Raw genomic sequence first — 13,596 nt, 5'->3', positions numbered from 1 at the left:
CTGTGACGAATTAAATGAATCCACAAAAAAACTATTCGGCTCTGGGGGGCCGGCGGTTGCTCAAGGCCTGGGCGATCCAGTTCAGCACGTCGGCAGTCACTTCATCGCGATTGCTCTCATTGAACAGTTCGTGCCGGGCCTGCGGGTAAATATTCAAGTGCAGGCTCTGGCAGCCAGCGTCGCGCAGGGCGTGGGCCAGATCTTTCAGACGTTTGCCTTCGCTCACCGGATCACATTCGCCGCCAATTACCAGCAGCGGCAGGCCCGGATCGATCTGGGCGAGATTGGACGCTTTGCTGATTTGCTGCAAGCCGCCGAGCAAATCGATCCATAGCTGATTGGTGCAGCGAAAGCCGCAGAGCGGGTCGTTGGCGTACTTGTCGACCTCGGCCGGGTCGCGGCTCAGCCAGTCAAACGAGGTGCGAGCTGGCTTGAACTTCTTGTTGAACGAGCCGAACGACAGCCATTCGATCAATGCACTGCGACCCTTGGGGCCCTGGCGCAGGCGTTCGAGACGAGCAATTTGCCGCGCTGCGCGATAGAGCGCCACGGGCTGGAAGTTCGAGCCGCTGAGAATCGCCCCGTGCAGGCTGGCGCTGTGGTGCAGCAAGTAAGCCTGGGCGATGTAGCTGCCCATGCTGTGGCCCAACAGCACGATTGGCACGCCGGGATGCTGTTGGCCGATATGTTGGTTGAGGCAGGCGAGGTCACCGACCACTTTGCCCCAGCCATCGCTGTCGGCGAAGTGGCCCAGGGTGCCGTTTTCAGCGGTTTTGCCATGTCCACGCAGGTCCGGTGCGTAAACACCGTAGCCCTGTTCGCAGAGCTTTTCTGCCAGGCGAGCGTAGCGACCGCTGTGTTCCGCCATGCCATGGGCCAGCAGGATCACGGCTTTGAGCGGTGCAGTCGGCAGCCACTGGTTGACGAAGAGGCGGCTGCGGTCGCTCGCGGTCAGCCAGAAAGTGTCATGGATCATGGCGATTCCTTTGCATGGGACTGCATGCGGCATGGGCGTCGTTGCATTGTATAGCGCATCCCGCGCGCGCCGTCTGATCAGGCAGCGCCGGGGCAGCAAGATTCACGGGATCAATGAGGACTGTGCGCATATTTGCCTGATTCACCATAGCTGCTAGTGTCCGGGAAGCACCGCTTTTCAGAAGTGATAGAGAAAGCGGCCCCGGATAGATTCAGGTAATGAGGACAAGAACAATGCAACCTGATTTCTGGAATGACAAACGCCCGGCCGGCGTGCCCCTGGATATTGACCTTGGGGCCTATAAGTCGGTGATCGAGGTGTTCGAGCGTTCCTGCAAGAAATTTGCTGACCGCCCGGCATTCAGCAACATGGGCGTGACCCTGACCTACGCTGAACTGGAACGTTACAGCGCCGCGTTCGCCGGTTATCTGCAAGCCCACACCGACCTGGTGCCGGGGGATCGCATCGCGGTGCAGATGCCCAACGTCCTGCATTACCCGATTGCCGTGTTTGGCGCCCTGCGTGCCGGGCTGATCGTGGTCAACACCAACCCGCTGTACACCGCGCGGGAGATGCGTCATCAGTTCAAGGACTCCGGTGCCCGGGCGCTGGTGTACCTGAACGTGTTTGGACAGAAGGTCCAGGAAGTGTTGCCCGACACTGACATCCAATACCTGATCGAAGCGAAGATGGGCGACCTGATGCCCACCGCCAAGGGCTGGCTGATCAATACCGTGGTCGCCAAGGTCAAGAAAATGGTCCCGGACTATTCATTGCCCCGGGCCATCTCCTTCAAGAGCGCGCTACGTCTGGGCCGGGGCCTGGGCATCAAACCACTGAATGTCGGTCTCGACGACATTGCCGTATTGCAATACACCGGCGGCACCACCGGGCTGGCCAAGGGTGCGATGCTGACCCACGGCAACCTGGTGGCGAACATGCAGCAGGCGCGGGCATGCCTCAGTCAGTTGGGTGCCGACGGTCAGCCGCTGCTGCGCGAAGGCCAGGAAGTGATGATCGCGCCGCTGCCGCTGTACCACATCTATGCCTTCACGGCGAACTGCATGTGCATGATGGTGACCGGCAACCACAACGTGCTGATCACCAATCCACGGGACATCAAGGGCTTCATCAAGGAGCTGAAGAACTGGCGGTTCTCGGCGCTGCTTGGGCTCAACACGCTGTTCGTCGCGCTGATGGAGCATCCCGACTTCAAGACCCTGGATTGCTCCAGTCTCAAACTCACCAACTCCGGCGGCACGGCGCTGGTCAAGGCCACCGCCGAGCGCTGGGAACAGCTCACCGGTTGCCGGATCACCGAAGGTTACGGCCTGACCGAAACCTCGCCGGTGGCCTGCACCAACCCTTACGGCGACAAATCGCGCATCGGCACGGTCGGCCTGCCGGTGCCGGGCACGACCCTGAAAGTGATCAACGACGAAGGCGTCGAGCAGCCGCTGGGCGAACGTGGCGAACTGTGCATCAAGGGCCCGCAGATCATGAAGGGCTACTGGCAGAAACCCGAAGCCACCGCCGAAGTGCTGGATGCTGATGGCTGGTTCAAGTCGGGCGACATCGGGGTGATCGACCCGGATGGTTTCGTGCGTATTGTCGATCGTAAGAAAGACATGATCATCGTCTCGGGCTTCAACGTGTACCCGAACGAGATCGAAGACGTGGTGATGGCCCACCCGAAAGTCGCCAACTGTGCGGTGATCGGCGTGCCGGACGAGCGTTCGGGGGAGGCGGTGAAACTGTTTGTGGTGGCCCGTGAGTCGGGGGTCAGCCTTGAAGAGCTGAAGGCTTACTGCAAGGAAAACTTCACGGCGTACAAAGTGCCCAAGCACATCGTGTTGCGTGAGTCGTTGCCGATGACGCCGGTGGGCAAGATTTTGCGGCGGGAGTTGCGGGACATCGCATAAACGGTCGTAGACCGAGGTGATGCCAAAAGATCGCAGCCTTCGGCAGCTCCTGAGGGGATCGCATTCCTCTGTAGGCGCTGCCGAAGGCTGCGATCTTTTGCGTTGAAAGCCGCGAATTCAGCGGCTTTCAGAGCGGTATAGGATTTTTGCTCTAAAATGACCGCTTGCCATTCTTGAGTCACCAAAGTGACTGTAGGGGGCTATTTAGGCTCTAGTCGGCCCTTGGCAAAGCTGCTACTCTCGGCGCGCTTTGTGACTTCTCGGCCTATGTAAAGCCAGATTCACCAATAGACAAACACCAATAATAATCGCATCAAATGCGGTGTTGAATTCGCGTTGCTGAGGAGTGGGCTTCCATGATCGAAGACTTTTGGAAGGATAAGTACCCAGCTGGAATTGCTGCCGAGATCAATCCAGACGAGTACCCGAATATTCAGGCAGTGTTGAAGCAATCCTGCCAACGCTTCGCTGACAAACCGGCATTCAGCAACCTGGGCAAGACAATCACCTACGGTGAGCTGTACGAATTGTCCGGTGCCTTTGCCGCTTACCTGCAACAGCATACCGATTTGCAGCCGGGCGATCGAATCGCCGTGCAATTGCCCAACGTGTTGCAGTACCCGGTCGCCGTCTTCGGTGCCATCCGCGCCGGGCTGATCGTGGTCAACACCAACCCGCTGTACACCGCGCGGGAAATGGAACACCAATTCAACGACTCCGGTGCCAAAGCCCTGGTCTGCCTGGCCAACATGGCGCATCTGGCACAGACCGTCGTGCCGAAAACCGGCGTCAAGCACGTGATCGTCACTGAAGTGGCCGACCTGCTGCCGCCGCTTAAGCGTCTGCTGATCAACAGCGTGATCAAGTACGTGAAGAAGATGGTCCCGGCGTATCACTTGCCCAAGGCCATCAAATTCAACGACGTGTTGAGCAAAGGCCATGGCCAGCCAGTGGTTGAAGCCAACCCGGCCAGCAGCGACGTGGCGGTGCTGCAATACACCGGCGGCACCACCGGCGTGGCCAAGGGCGCGATGCTGACCCACCGCAACCTGGTGGCCAACATGCTGCAGTGCAAGGCGCTGATGGGCTCCAACCTCAACGAAGGTTGCGAGATCCTGATCACGCCGCTGCCGCTGTACCACATCTATGCCTTCACCTTTCATTGCATGGCGATGATGCTGATCGGCAACCACAACATCCTGATCAGTAACCCGCGCGACTTGCCGGCGATGGTCAAGGAACTGTCGAAGTGGAAGTTCAGCGGTTTCGTCGGCTTGAACACATTGTTCGTCGCGTTGTGCAACAACGAAGCGTTCCGCAAGCTGGATTTCTCGAACCTGAAAATCACCTTGTCCGGCGGCATGGCCTTGCAGCTGGCCGCGGCTGAACGTTGGAAAGCGGTCACCGGCTGCCCGATCTGCGAAGGTTACGGCATGACCGAAACCAGCCCGGTGGCTACGGTGAACCCGAGCCAGAACATCCAGATCGGCACCATCGGTATTCCGGTGCCGTCGACCCGGTGCAAAGTCATCGACGATGCCGGCGTTGAGCAGCCGTTGGGCGGCATCGGTGAACTGTGTGTGAAAGGTCCGCAAGTCATGAAGGGCTACTGGCAGCGTCAGGAAGCCACCGATGAAATACTCGACAGCGAAGGCTGGTTGAAGACCGGTGATATCGCTCTGATTCAGCCCGATGGCTACATGCGCATTGTCGATCGCAAGAAAGACATGATCCTGGTCTCCGGTTTCAACGTGTACCCCAACGAACTGGAAGACGTGCTGGCGACCCTGCCGGGCGTGCTGCAATGCGCGGCCATCGGCGTGCCGGACGAGAAGTCGGGGGAGGCGATCAAGATCTTCATCGTTGCCAAACCGGGCGTGACCCTGACCAAGGAACAGGTGATGGAGCACATGCGCGCCAATGTCACCGGCTACAAGGTGCCCAAAGCCGTGGAGTTCCGCGACGCGCTGCCAACTACCAACGTCGGCAAGATCCTGCGCCGCGAGTTGCGCGACGAAGAGCTGAAAAAGCTGGGCGTGAAGAAAGTCAGCGCCTGATTAAACAAAAAGCCCCGCAGATGCGGGGCTTTTTGTTTAAAGCGGTATCAAAAGCGCTTTTGTGGCGAGGGAGCTTGCTCCCGCTCGGCTGCGCAGCAGTCGCAAAAGCAGCCAGCGGCCTGATCAGGTGAATCGAGGTACCTGATTTAGGGGCGCTACGCACCCCAGCGGGAGCAAGCTCCCTCGCCACAGGGGACTCTTTGATGGCTTGAGAGGATTACTGGCGGAACTGCGCGAAATTGACGTTGGTGCCCGCCGGACGCATGTCCTGCAGGTACGAGTCCTTGTCGGCGCTCAGTTCCAGGCTCAGGGCGGCCTTGCGTTTACCCTGGTTGCGCACCACCAGGCCTTCCAGCTTCTCGCGCAGGAACACCGTCGGCACTTTCAGGTGCAGCAGTTCGTCGGTGTCCGGGGTGTGCATCAGCAAGTGAATCCATTCGTACTGACCAATGGCCAGCCGCGCGACCGGAATATCGAACCAGAAAATGTTGCGGTTACGGTTCAATTCGGTGAAATGGCAGTTGTTGACGCCAAGCACGGCACCGCCAAGTTCCTGGTTTCTGCGGGCAATGGCCTGCTTTTTATCGAGTTTCATAACGTTCCTACGGGATTGGATCTTCAGCGCCATGGCCTGAATACGTTGCGCATTCTCGGGGCAAAGACTGCAAACATAAAGCCTAACCTGCCTTGCGCGATGAAATGTTCTGTTGGGAAATAAATGAAACTCCGCGCAAAGGCTTTCGGTCCACTCTTATGTAACGACTTTCCCCGTTGAAATGTTCTCAGGAGACATACCATGAGCAGCACTGGCGATAAAGTTAAAGGCATGGCAAACGAAGCGGTCGGCAACGTCAAGCAAGGCGTCGGCAAGGCCACCGGTAATGACAAAATGCGCGCCGAAGGCGTCAGGCAGGAACAGAAAGGCGAAGCCCAGCAAGCGATCGGTAAGGTCAAGGATGCTCTTAAAAAAGGTATCGACAAGGCGTAACCCGGCGTTTGACGAGTAACAGAGACGGCCATCCGCGGATGGCCGTTTTTGTGTCAGCTTGAACTTGAGCAAGGAAATTGTTTCAAAGTCGCCAAGTAGGCTACTTTGTTGTAGAAAACGGCCCCTGAGTCGCCATGACTTCAACTTTTTTGCGGCGAGACGCTAATGTTTTTCCCGACCATGAAAGGTCTGCCCCTGCATCGCGTGATGATGCGTACGGTCACCGAGTTCGTCGCCGACGAGATGTCGACCTATGCCTCGGCGCTCGCCTATCAGATGCTGTTCTCGCTGTTCCCTTTCATCCTGTTCCTGATCGCCCTGATCGGCTTCCTGCACTTGCCGGACTTCTTCTCCTGGCTGCGCCTGCAATCGGAACTGGTGCTGCCGCCCCAGGCGCTGGAGCAGGTGAACCCGGTGATCGACCAGCTCCAGCAATCCAAGGGTGGTTTGCTCTCGGTGGGTATTGTGATCGCCCTGTGGACCGCGTCCGCTGGTGTGCGGCTGATGATGAGTGCGATGAACGCCGCGTACGACGTGGTTGAAGGCCGTCCGGTGTGGAAGCGTTTTCCGCTGTCGATTTTCTACACCATCGGCATTGCCGGCATGCTGCTGGCCGCCGCTGCGCTGATGGTGCTCGGGCCGCAGGTGATGGCCTGGATCGCTTCGCAGGTGGGCCTTGAAGATTTCATTGTGACCGTCTGGACCATCGCGCGCTGGCCGGTGATCGTGATTCTGTTGATGATGGCGGTGGCGCTGATTTACTACGTCATGCCCGACGTCAAACAAGAGTTTCGCTTCATCACCCCGGGTGCGGTGTTGTCCGTGGTGGTCTGGATCGTCGCTTCGCTGGGCTTCGGTCTGTACGTCAAAACCTTCGCCAACTACAACGCCATGTATGGCAGTATCGGCGCGATCATCGTGTTGTTGCTGTACTTCTATATTTCCGCCGCGGTGCTGCTGCTCGGTGCGGAAATGAACGCGGTGATCGAGCACATGTCATCCGAAGGCAAGAAACCCGGTGAAAAGGTGCACGAAGAACCCAAACAGCATGTCTCAGGACTGGGGCGAGATCACTCTATCCAGCCGACCACTGACGAAGTCATAAAATGATCCGTGAAATTCTGAAAATGGGCGATGAACGCCTGCTGCGCATCGCTCCGCCGGTGTCGGCGGAAATGTTCGACAGCCCCGAATTGTGGCAACTGATCGATGACATGTTCCAGACCATGGAAAGCGTCGGCGGGGTCGGCCTGGCCGCGCCGCAGATCGGTGTCGACCTGCAACTGGTGATCTTCGGTTTCGAGCACAGCGAGCGCTATCCGGACGCCGAAGCGGTGCCGCAGACGATTCTGATCAATCCGCTGATCACGCCCTTGAGCCCGACCCTCGAAGAGGGTTTCGAAGGCTGCCTGTCGGTGCCGGGCCTGCGTGGGGCGGTGGATCGCTATCAGCAGATTCGCTATGAAGGCTTTGATCCCAAGGGCGAGCCGATCATGCGCATTGCCTCCGGATTTCATGCACGGGTGGTGCAGCATGAATGCGATCACCTGATCGGCCGGTTATACCCCTCGCGCATCACAGACTTCAGCAAGTTCGGGTTTACCGAAGTGATGTTCCCGGACCTTGATCCTGCGGCGGACGATTGAATCGCTAAAGGATCGCTGTTCATGCCGAACCTGGTTGCAAACCCATGGCAATCATCGGTTTGCTGCGCGCATAACGGCTCAACCGTTCGGCCAGGGCGTAGGGCAGGGGCGGGTCGAAGGTAAAACCACGACGCTCATAAAAGCCACGCAAATCCGGATGGCAGAACAGCCAGACCGGCTCTTCAAGGTGCTTGACGGCGTGGGCGATCAACGTCGCGGCGATTCCTTGTTCGCGACAGCTCGGGTCGACAAACAGCCCGGTCAGCCAATGCCCGCCGGCCACCGGCCGCAAACACAGCGCCGCGATGATCTCTTCACGTCTTGCGACCCACAATTGAGCGTCTCGCACCGCTTTCATCGACGATTGGTGGGCGCGGTAAAACTTGTTCATCAACGGCCATGATGGCGCGTCGAGCACGGTGTACTGGGTGTTGGGCATGGGCTCGGACAGTCGGTGGGCAGGGCACAGATTATAAAAGAACACGCGCGCCGGGATAGGTGTATACCTGATCTCACATCCCCTGTTAGTGGAGTACGCATCATGTCCAAAGGTATGGAATCAAAGAAAGCCGCGAAGAAAAAACCGGCGAAAACCGCAATTGAAAAACGCGCGGACAAGAAAGCCAAGAAGGTGAATGTGTTCGGCCACTGATCCCGCGTCCATGGAGCCCGAGTCCTCGGGCTCCTGTTTTTTGCGTCTATCGAAATAACCAAACAATCTGCAAGAAATCCCGGCGCCGTTGCACAGAGGGGGATTGGTTCCCGTTCTGAGCAAAGCCATGCCCCATTACTTTGACGCTGCCCATCGTGAAGAAATCGAAACCCTGCGCCAACGTTTCACCGCTCGCACCGAGTGGCCGACCTGGCTGTTGCTGATCGGCGTTTACGTCGGCTGGTTCAGTATTGTGCTGGGCAGTGCCCGGTTGGGGCTCTGGTGGAGCACGTTGTTGCTGATTCCACTGCTGGTGTTGTGGTTGTCGGTGCAGCACGAATTGCTGCACGGTCATCCCACCCGTTGGCCAATGCTGAATAAAGTCCTCGGTTATGCGCCGTTTGCGGTCTGGTATCCCTACACCTTGTACCGCGACAGCCATTTGCTGCATCACCGCGACGAAGACCTGACCATCCCAGGTAGCGACCCGGAAAGCCGTTACCTGAGCGCTGAACAGTGGCAGCGCAGTTCGCTGTTCGAACAGGGCCTGCACTGGCTGAACAAAACCGTGCTGGGGCGCTTGGCCCTCGGTGCGCCACTGGCCTTGCTGGCGCTGGCGCGGGAGGAGCTGCAACGGCTGAAAACGGGTGAGCGCCAAGCCTGGTTGATGTGGCTGAGCCATGGTGCGCTGACGCTGCTGATGCTGGCGTTCATCGCGCGCTACAGCGTGCTGCCGGTCTGGTATTACCTGTTGCTGATCAGCGTGCCGGCGCTGTCGATTGCGATGATTCGCTCCTACTATGAACACCGTCCGCATGCGCAACCGGAGCAACGCACCGTCATCAATGAAGCGGGGTGGCCGTGGCGCTGGCTGTTCCTGAATCTCAATCTGCACCTGGTGCACCACGACTTGCCGGGGCTGCCCTGGTACGACTTGCCACGGGTGTACCGCGCGCATCGCGATCAATGGCTGGCGCGCAGTGGCGGGTTTCTGGTGCGGGGTTATGGCCAGTGGGTGCGTTGGCACGGGGTGAGGGCGATTGACAGTCCGCGGCATCCGTTTCATTGATTTTCACTGGTGAAGAAATATTCGATGACACAACACCTTGCTGAATTACTGATGTACGTCGCTCCCGAGCCGATCCACCAAGCCAACGAGCGTTGGCTGTCGCAGATACTCGAACAGCTCGGCAGCACCCGCCTTGATGCCGAAGAACTGTCGCTGATGGACCTTTGGCTATCCCCGCACCTGCTGCTGACCCAAACCTGTGGTTACCCGTTGATGACAGCCTTGCGCGGTCGCGTCCGGGTCATTGGTCGTCCTCGTTATGAACTGCCGGACAGCAGCGGCGGCAACCATTGCAGCCTGTTGCTGACTCGCGCCGATGATCCTCGAAGAACGTTGTCGGCCTTGCGCGGCAGTCGCGGCGTGATCAACGGCGAAGACTCCAACAGTGGCATGAACCTGTTGCGTCACCGACTGGCGCCGTTGCACCGCGACGGGCAGTTTTTTGCCCGTGTCGCCATCAGCGGCAGCCACCGCGAAAGCCTGCGCTGGCTGCGTGACGACCTGGCGGACCTGGCCGCCATCGACAGCGTGACCTTCGCCTATCTGGCGCAGCACGCCCAGGCAGAAGTCGCTGGCTTGAGAATATTGGCGCGCACCGCGTTCAGTCCGACGTTGCCGTACATCGCGGCGGCTGACACCACTGATGTGCAGGCTGAACAGCTTCGACAGGTGATGAACCAGACATTGAAGGAACTGCCCGAGGTCGCCGAGACGTTGGGCCTGCAAGAAGTGTTGCCCGCCAGCGAGAGCGACTATCAGATTATTCTCGATTATCAGCGGGACGCCGAAGCGCTGGGGTATGGGCGGTTGCGATGAGGCTTGCCCGCGATAGCGACGTATCAGGCGTCATTCGTGTAAATTCATTTATGGAATATAAAAATTCATTTTAAGTATTTTTAACGAATAAGGCTCCTTGCTAGGATCGCGCCACCGGATCACCGGACATTCAGCGACCCCTAACCCAAGGAGCCCCTATGTCCGGCGCCGACGTTTCCCATCGCAACGACGTGGGCGGATTGTTCCGCGCCCACTACACCTGGCTGTGCGCACGTCTGCGCCGATATCTGGGAGCCAGTCCCAGTGTCGAAGACATTGCCGCCGAAACCTTCGTGCAATTGCTCGAGTCGCCAGGCCTGACGCCGATTCGCGAACCCCGCGCCTTACTCACTACCATCGCCCAGCGATTGATTTATCAGCTGTGGCGCCATCGGGATCTGGAACGCCAACACCTCGAGCAGTTACTGCCGACTGATCCGATTGGCGGGCCATCGCCTGAAGACCTGGCGCAGTTCTCCCAGACCCTGAAGCACCTGGATCGAACCCTCGACCGCCTGCCGGGCCAGGTCAGGGCAACGTTTCTGCTGTCGCGAGTCGACGGCCTGACCTACCCACAAATTGCCGCCGAACTGGGCATTTCCCAGCGTTCGGTCAGCGTCTACATGACCCGTTCCCAGGCTCTGTGCACGCTGCACAGCGCCAACGAACCCCTGAACCGAACGTCCTTGAACCGAACACCCCAGACCCGGAGGTCCGCATGAGATCGATCAAAACCCTGCTCGGCAGTTCGCTGCTGGCCCTGAGCCTTGTGGCTGGCCATGTTCCCGCCGCAGAAAAAGCCACACCCATCCATTTCGGCGACATCACCTGGGAAAGCGGCAGCCTGATCACCGAGATCCTGCGGCTGATCGTCGAGAAAGGTTATGGCTACCCAACCGACACCTTGCCCGGCAGCACCGTCAGCCTCGAAGCCGCGTTGGCCAAGAACGACATCCAGGTGATCGGCGAAGAGTGGGCCGGGCGCAGTCCGGCCTGGGTCAAGGCGGCATCGGAGGGCAAAGTGTTTGGTTTGGGCGATACCGTCAAAGGCGCCACCGAAGGCTGGTGGGTGCCGGAATACGTGATCAAGGGCGACCCGGAACGCGGCATTAAACCCTTGGCGCCGGAGCTGAAATCCGTCGCCGACCTGGCTCGCTACAAGGACGTATTCCGCGACCCCGAAGACCCAAGCCGCGGACGCTTCCTCAACAGCCCGACCGGCTGGACGTCGGAGATCGTCAACAGCCAGAAACTCAAGGCCTATGACTTGACCGCCAGCTACGTGAACTTCCGCACCGGTTCCGGCGCGGCGCTGGATGCCGAGGTCGCTTCATCGATCCGCCGGGGCAAACCGGTGCTGTTCTACTACTGGTCGCCGACGCCACTGTTGGGCCGCTTCAAATTGGTGAAACTCGAAGAGCCACCGTTCGACGCGCAAGCCTGGAAAACCCTGGCCGATGCCAACAATCCGAACCCCAAGGGCACGCGTTCGATGCCGGCCAGCCTGGCCATCGGCGTGTCGGCACCGTTCAAGGCGCAGTACCCGGACCTGGTGGCGTTCTTCGAAAAGGTCGATTTGCCGATCGATCTGCTGAACCAGACCCTGGGGCAGATGAGCGAAAAACGCCAGCCACCGCGTCAGGTCGCCGAAGCGTTTTTGCGCGATCAGCCGCAAGTGTGGAAGGGCTGGGTGCCGGGTGAGGTGGCGAGCAAAGTGAGTGCGAGTTTGTAGTTCAGCGGTGTTTGATAGATAGCTATCGCGGGCTTGCCCGCGAAGCGATCTAAAGCCTTACACCAACTCCGCCGCCAATGTCGCTTTCACGCTCGGCCGCTGATCAACCCGCGCCTGAAAGCGCGCCAACGCCGGCCAATCATCCAGATCAATCGCAAACAACCGAGCCCAACGCAACACCGTAAACAGATACGCATCGGCAATGCTGAACCCGCCGGCCATCAAGTAGTCCTGCCGCTCCAGCGTCCGGCTCAACACGGCAAAGCGCTTGAACAGTTTCTCTTTGATGAGCGCCTTCACCTCGTCCGCAAACTGCGGATTGAACAGCCAACCCAGCCCGCCATGAATCTCGGTCGAAACGAAGTTCAGCCATTCCTGTAACCGCACCCGCTCGAACGTTCCGCTCGCCGGTGCCAGGTTTGCCTCCGGGTGCAGATCCGCCAGGTACTGCAGGATCGCCGGGCCCTCGGTCAGCACATCGCCGTTATCCAGCTGCAATGCCGCGACGTAGCCTTTGGGGTTAATGGCGAGGAAGTCATCGCCGGTGACGGTTTTCTTGCTGCTGTTGTCGACGCGGACCAACTCGAACGGCAGCTCCAGTTCGCGCAGCACAATGTGCGGCGCCAATGAGCAGGCTTGCGGGATGTAATACAACTTCATGGGCAGGGCTCTGGTTGCGGATTTGCGCCAGTGTCATAGTGCGCGGCACCCTCGGTAAAATTAATCTTTCAGAAAACTGCCATAAGGAAAGCTACTGCCATGATGAACCTGATGCATTGGCGAATGGTGGTGGCGGTGGCCGATACCGGCAACATTACCCGCGCCGCTGAGCGGGTCGGCATGACCCAATCCGGTGCCAGCCAGGCACTGGCCTTGATCGAAGAAACCCTGGGCGTTCAGCTGTTCAGCCGGGAAAACCGCCAGACCTTGCCGACCGCCATCGGCTTGCCTGTGATCGAACAGGCACGAACCATGCTCGGTGCCCTGGAAAACATCCGCAGCACCGTCGACGCCGCTAAAGGCATCCAGCGCGGGACGATTCGTCTGGCTAGTTTCCCTATGGTGCTGACGACGTTCCTGCCGCCACTGTTGCGCCAGTTCAATCGGCTGTATCCCGGCATTCAAGTGGTGGCGCTGGAGGTCAGCGACGATGAAGTGGAAACGTTGCTCAGTGCCGGGTTGGTGGATGTCGGTGTGGCGTTGAACCCGGCACCTGCGCGCAATGCCGGGCGTTTGGGGCGTGATGCCTGGGTGGCGGTTCTGCCCGGTGGCCATCCTTTGGCGCGCCGCTCGAATGAAGAGGGCGTCTCACTGGCGGAACTGGCGGAGCAACCCTTTGTGCTGGCCACGGGCGGGTGTTCGACCAATGCCCGCAGCCTGGCGGCTGATGCCGGGTTGCAACTGCTGGATGTGCGGGCCGAGGTGCGTGAGTGGAGCAGTGCGTTCACCCTGGTGCGGGAGAATATCGGTGTGACCCTGGTACCGGAAATGACCCTGCCGACCAATCGCCAAGGCCTGCGGATAGTGCCGGTGACGCCGCGCATCGATCGGGAGTTTGCCTTGGTGGTTGCGCCTGATAAAGAACCTTCGGCAGCAGTGCAGGCGCTGTTGGGGATGCTCGCAGATCGTCCGTTATCGCCTGTAGGAGCGAGGCTTGCCCGCGAAGACGGTGTATCAGGTAACGATGATGTCGACTGACACATCGTCTTCGCGGGCAAGCCTCGTTCCTACATGAATT

General features: G+C 59.2%; 14 protein-coding genes. 10 read left to right on the top strand and 4 right to left on the bottom strand.

Going from position 1 to position 13,596, the window contains the following annotated elements:
• Positions 1–31: 31 nt before the first annotated feature.
• A complete protein-coding gene (locus AC1DQM_RS22255) occupies positions 32–976 on the bottom strand; it encodes an alpha/beta hydrolase (RefSeq protein WP_018926457.1) in 945 nt (314 codons plus the stop codon).
• 233 nt (positions 977–1,209) lie between these two features.
• On the opposite strand from AC1DQM_RS22255, the gene fadD2 reads away from it, so the two are divergent.
• Together fadD2 and fadD1 are read left to right on the top strand one after the other, a co-directional pair.
• Positions 1,210–2,898 carry a long-chain-fatty-acid--CoA ligase FadD2 gene (fadD2, locus tag AC1DQM_RS22250; RefSeq protein ID WP_477746875.1) on the top strand — a complete coding sequence of 563 codons (1,689 nt, stop codon included), beginning with the start codon at positions 1,210–1,212 and terminating at the stop codon, positions 2,896–2,898.
• Positions 2,899–3,254: 356 nt separating this feature from the next.
• Positions 3,255–4,955, top strand: coding sequence for a long-chain-fatty-acid--CoA ligase FadD1 (gene fadD1 / locus AC1DQM_RS22245; RefSeq protein WP_018926455.1), 1,701 nt, complete (start codon positions 3,255–3,257; stop codon positions 4,953–4,955).
• A 217-nt stretch (positions 4,956–5,172) separates the two neighbouring features.
• Here fadD1 and AC1DQM_RS22240 read toward each other — a convergent pair whose 3' ends face one another.
• Positions 5,173–5,550, bottom strand: a complete 378-nt coding sequence (locus AC1DQM_RS22240) for a hypothetical protein (RefSeq protein WP_018926454.1) — start codon at positions 5,548–5,550, stop codon at positions 5,173–5,175.
• A gap of 201 nt (positions 5,551–5,751) precedes the next feature.
• On the opposite strand from AC1DQM_RS22240, the gene AC1DQM_RS22235 reads away from it, so the two are divergent.
• The 3 genes from AC1DQM_RS22235 (at position 5,752) to def (ending at position 7,589) form a co-directional block, all read left to right on the top strand.
• On the top strand, positions 5,752–5,943 hold the full coding sequence (locus AC1DQM_RS22235; RefSeq protein ID WP_018926453.1) for a CsbD family protein: 192 nt from the start codon (positions 5,752–5,754) through the stop codon (positions 5,941–5,943).
• A 165-nt stretch (positions 5,944–6,108) separates the two neighbouring features.
• Positions 6,109–7,053, top strand: coding sequence for a YihY/virulence factor BrkB family protein (locus AC1DQM_RS22230; protein WP_018926452.1), 945 nt, complete (start codon positions 6,109–6,111; stop codon positions 7,051–7,053).
• A complete protein-coding gene (def, locus tag AC1DQM_RS22225) occupies positions 7,050–7,589 on the top strand; it encodes a peptide deformylase (protein ID WP_477746874.1) in 540 nt (179 codons plus the stop codon). The genes AC1DQM_RS22230 and def overlap by 4 nt, the downstream gene beginning before the upstream one ends.
• Before the next feature lie 19 nt (positions 7,590–7,608).
• Here def and AC1DQM_RS22220 read toward each other — a convergent pair whose 3' ends face one another.
• On the bottom strand, positions 7,609–8,028 hold the full coding sequence (locus AC1DQM_RS22220) for a GNAT family N-acetyltransferase (RefSeq protein ID WP_477746873.1): 420 nt from the start codon (positions 8,026–8,028) through the stop codon (positions 7,609–7,611).
• Positions 8,029–8,368: 340 nt separating this feature from the next.
• Between AC1DQM_RS22220 and AC1DQM_RS22215 the strand changes: the two genes are divergently transcribed.
• From AC1DQM_RS22215 to AC1DQM_RS22200, 4 genes are all read left to right on the top strand, one after another.
• The gene (locus tag AC1DQM_RS22215) at positions 8,369–9,310 is read left to right on the top strand and encodes a fatty acid desaturase (protein ID WP_111454770.1); all 942 of its coding nucleotides are present in this window, start codon (positions 8,369–8,371) and stop codon (positions 9,308–9,310) included.
• Positions 9,311–9,334: 24 nt separating this feature from the next.
• A complete protein-coding gene (locus AC1DQM_RS22210) occupies positions 9,335–10,126 on the top strand; it encodes a phosphate/phosphite/phosphonate ABC transporter substrate-binding protein (RefSeq protein ID WP_111454771.1) in 792 nt (263 codons plus the stop codon).
• Between the two features lie 158 nt (positions 10,127–10,284).
• On the top strand, positions 10,285–10,848 hold the full coding sequence (locus AC1DQM_RS22205; RefSeq protein WP_018926446.1) for a sigma-70 family RNA polymerase sigma factor: 564 nt from the start codon (positions 10,285–10,287) through the stop codon (positions 10,846–10,848).
• Positions 10,845–11,858, top strand: a complete 1,014-nt coding sequence (locus AC1DQM_RS22200; protein WP_086944518.1) for an ABC transporter substrate-binding protein — start codon at positions 10,845–10,847, stop codon at positions 11,856–11,858. The genes AC1DQM_RS22205 and AC1DQM_RS22200 overlap by 4 nt, the downstream gene beginning before the upstream one ends.
• A gap of 57 nt (positions 11,859–11,915) precedes the next feature.
• Here AC1DQM_RS22200 and gstA read toward each other — a convergent pair whose 3' ends face one another.
• Positions 11,916–12,518, bottom strand: coding sequence for a glutathione transferase GstA (gstA, locus tag AC1DQM_RS22195; RefSeq protein WP_192351725.1), 603 nt, complete (start codon positions 12,516–12,518; stop codon positions 11,916–11,918).
• A gap of 99 nt (positions 12,519–12,617) precedes the next feature.
• Here gstA and AC1DQM_RS22190 point away from each other — a divergent pair, with 99 nt between their 5' ends.
• On the top strand, positions 12,618–13,556 hold the full coding sequence (locus AC1DQM_RS22190; protein ID WP_477746872.1) for a LysR family transcriptional regulator: 939 nt from the start codon (positions 12,618–12,620) through the stop codon (positions 13,554–13,556).
• Positions 13,557–13,596: the final 40 nt, after the last annotated feature.

The organism is Pseudomonas sp. 01L34 (assembly GCF_056400265.1).
This window is presented reverse-complemented; position numbering and strand designations above follow the sequence as displayed.

What these genes read in the sequence shown, in the direction of transcription:
- AC1DQM_RS22255 (WP_018926457.1), bottom strand. Translation starts at nt 976, where the DNA reads ATGATCCATGACACTTTCTGGCTGACCGCGAGCGACCGCAGCCGCCTC.
- fadD2 (WP_477746875.1), top strand. Translation starts at nt 1,210, where the DNA reads ATGCAACCTGATTTCTGGAATGACAAACGCCCGGCCGGCGTGCCCCTG.
- fadD1 (WP_018926455.1), top strand. Translation starts at nt 3,255, where the DNA reads ATGATCGAAGACTTTTGGAAGGATAAGTACCCAGCTGGAATTGCTGCC.
- AC1DQM_RS22240 (WP_018926454.1), bottom strand. Translation starts at nt 5,550, where the DNA reads ATGAAACTCGATAAAAAGCAGGCCATTGCCCGCAGAAACCAGGAACTT.
- AC1DQM_RS22235 (WP_018926453.1), top strand. Translation starts at nt 5,752, where the DNA reads ATGAGCAGCACTGGCGATAAAGTTAAAGGCATGGCAAACGAAGCGGTC.
- AC1DQM_RS22230 (WP_018926452.1), top strand. Translation starts at nt 6,109, where the DNA reads ATGTTTTTCCCGACCATGAAAGGTCTGCCCCTGCATCGCGTGATGATG.
- def (WP_477746874.1), top strand. Translation starts at nt 7,050, where the DNA reads ATGATCCGTGAAATTCTGAAAATGGGCGATGAACGCCTGCTGCGCATC.
- AC1DQM_RS22220 (WP_477746873.1), bottom strand. Translation starts at nt 8,028, where the DNA reads ATGCCCAACACCCAGTACACCGTGCTCGACGCGCCATCATGGCCGTTG.
- AC1DQM_RS22215 (WP_111454770.1), top strand. Translation starts at nt 8,369, where the DNA reads ATGCCCCATTACTTTGACGCTGCCCATCGTGAAGAAATCGAAACCCTG.
- AC1DQM_RS22210 (WP_111454771.1), top strand. Translation starts at nt 9,335, where the DNA reads ATGACACAACACCTTGCTGAATTACTGATGTACGTCGCTCCCGAGCCG.
- AC1DQM_RS22205 (WP_018926446.1), top strand. Translation starts at nt 10,285, where the DNA reads ATGTCCGGCGCCGACGTTTCCCATCGCAACGACGTGGGCGGATTGTTC.
- AC1DQM_RS22200 (WP_086944518.1), top strand. Translation starts at nt 10,845, where the DNA reads ATGAGATCGATCAAAACCCTGCTCGGCAGTTCGCTGCTGGCCCTGAGC.
- gstA (WP_192351725.1), bottom strand. Translation starts at nt 12,518, where the DNA reads ATGAAGTTGTATTACATCCCGCAAGCCTGCTCATTGGCGCCGCACATT.
- AC1DQM_RS22190 (WP_477746872.1), top strand. Translation starts at nt 12,618, where the DNA reads ATGATGAACCTGATGCATTGGCGAATGGTGGTGGCGGTGGCCGATACC.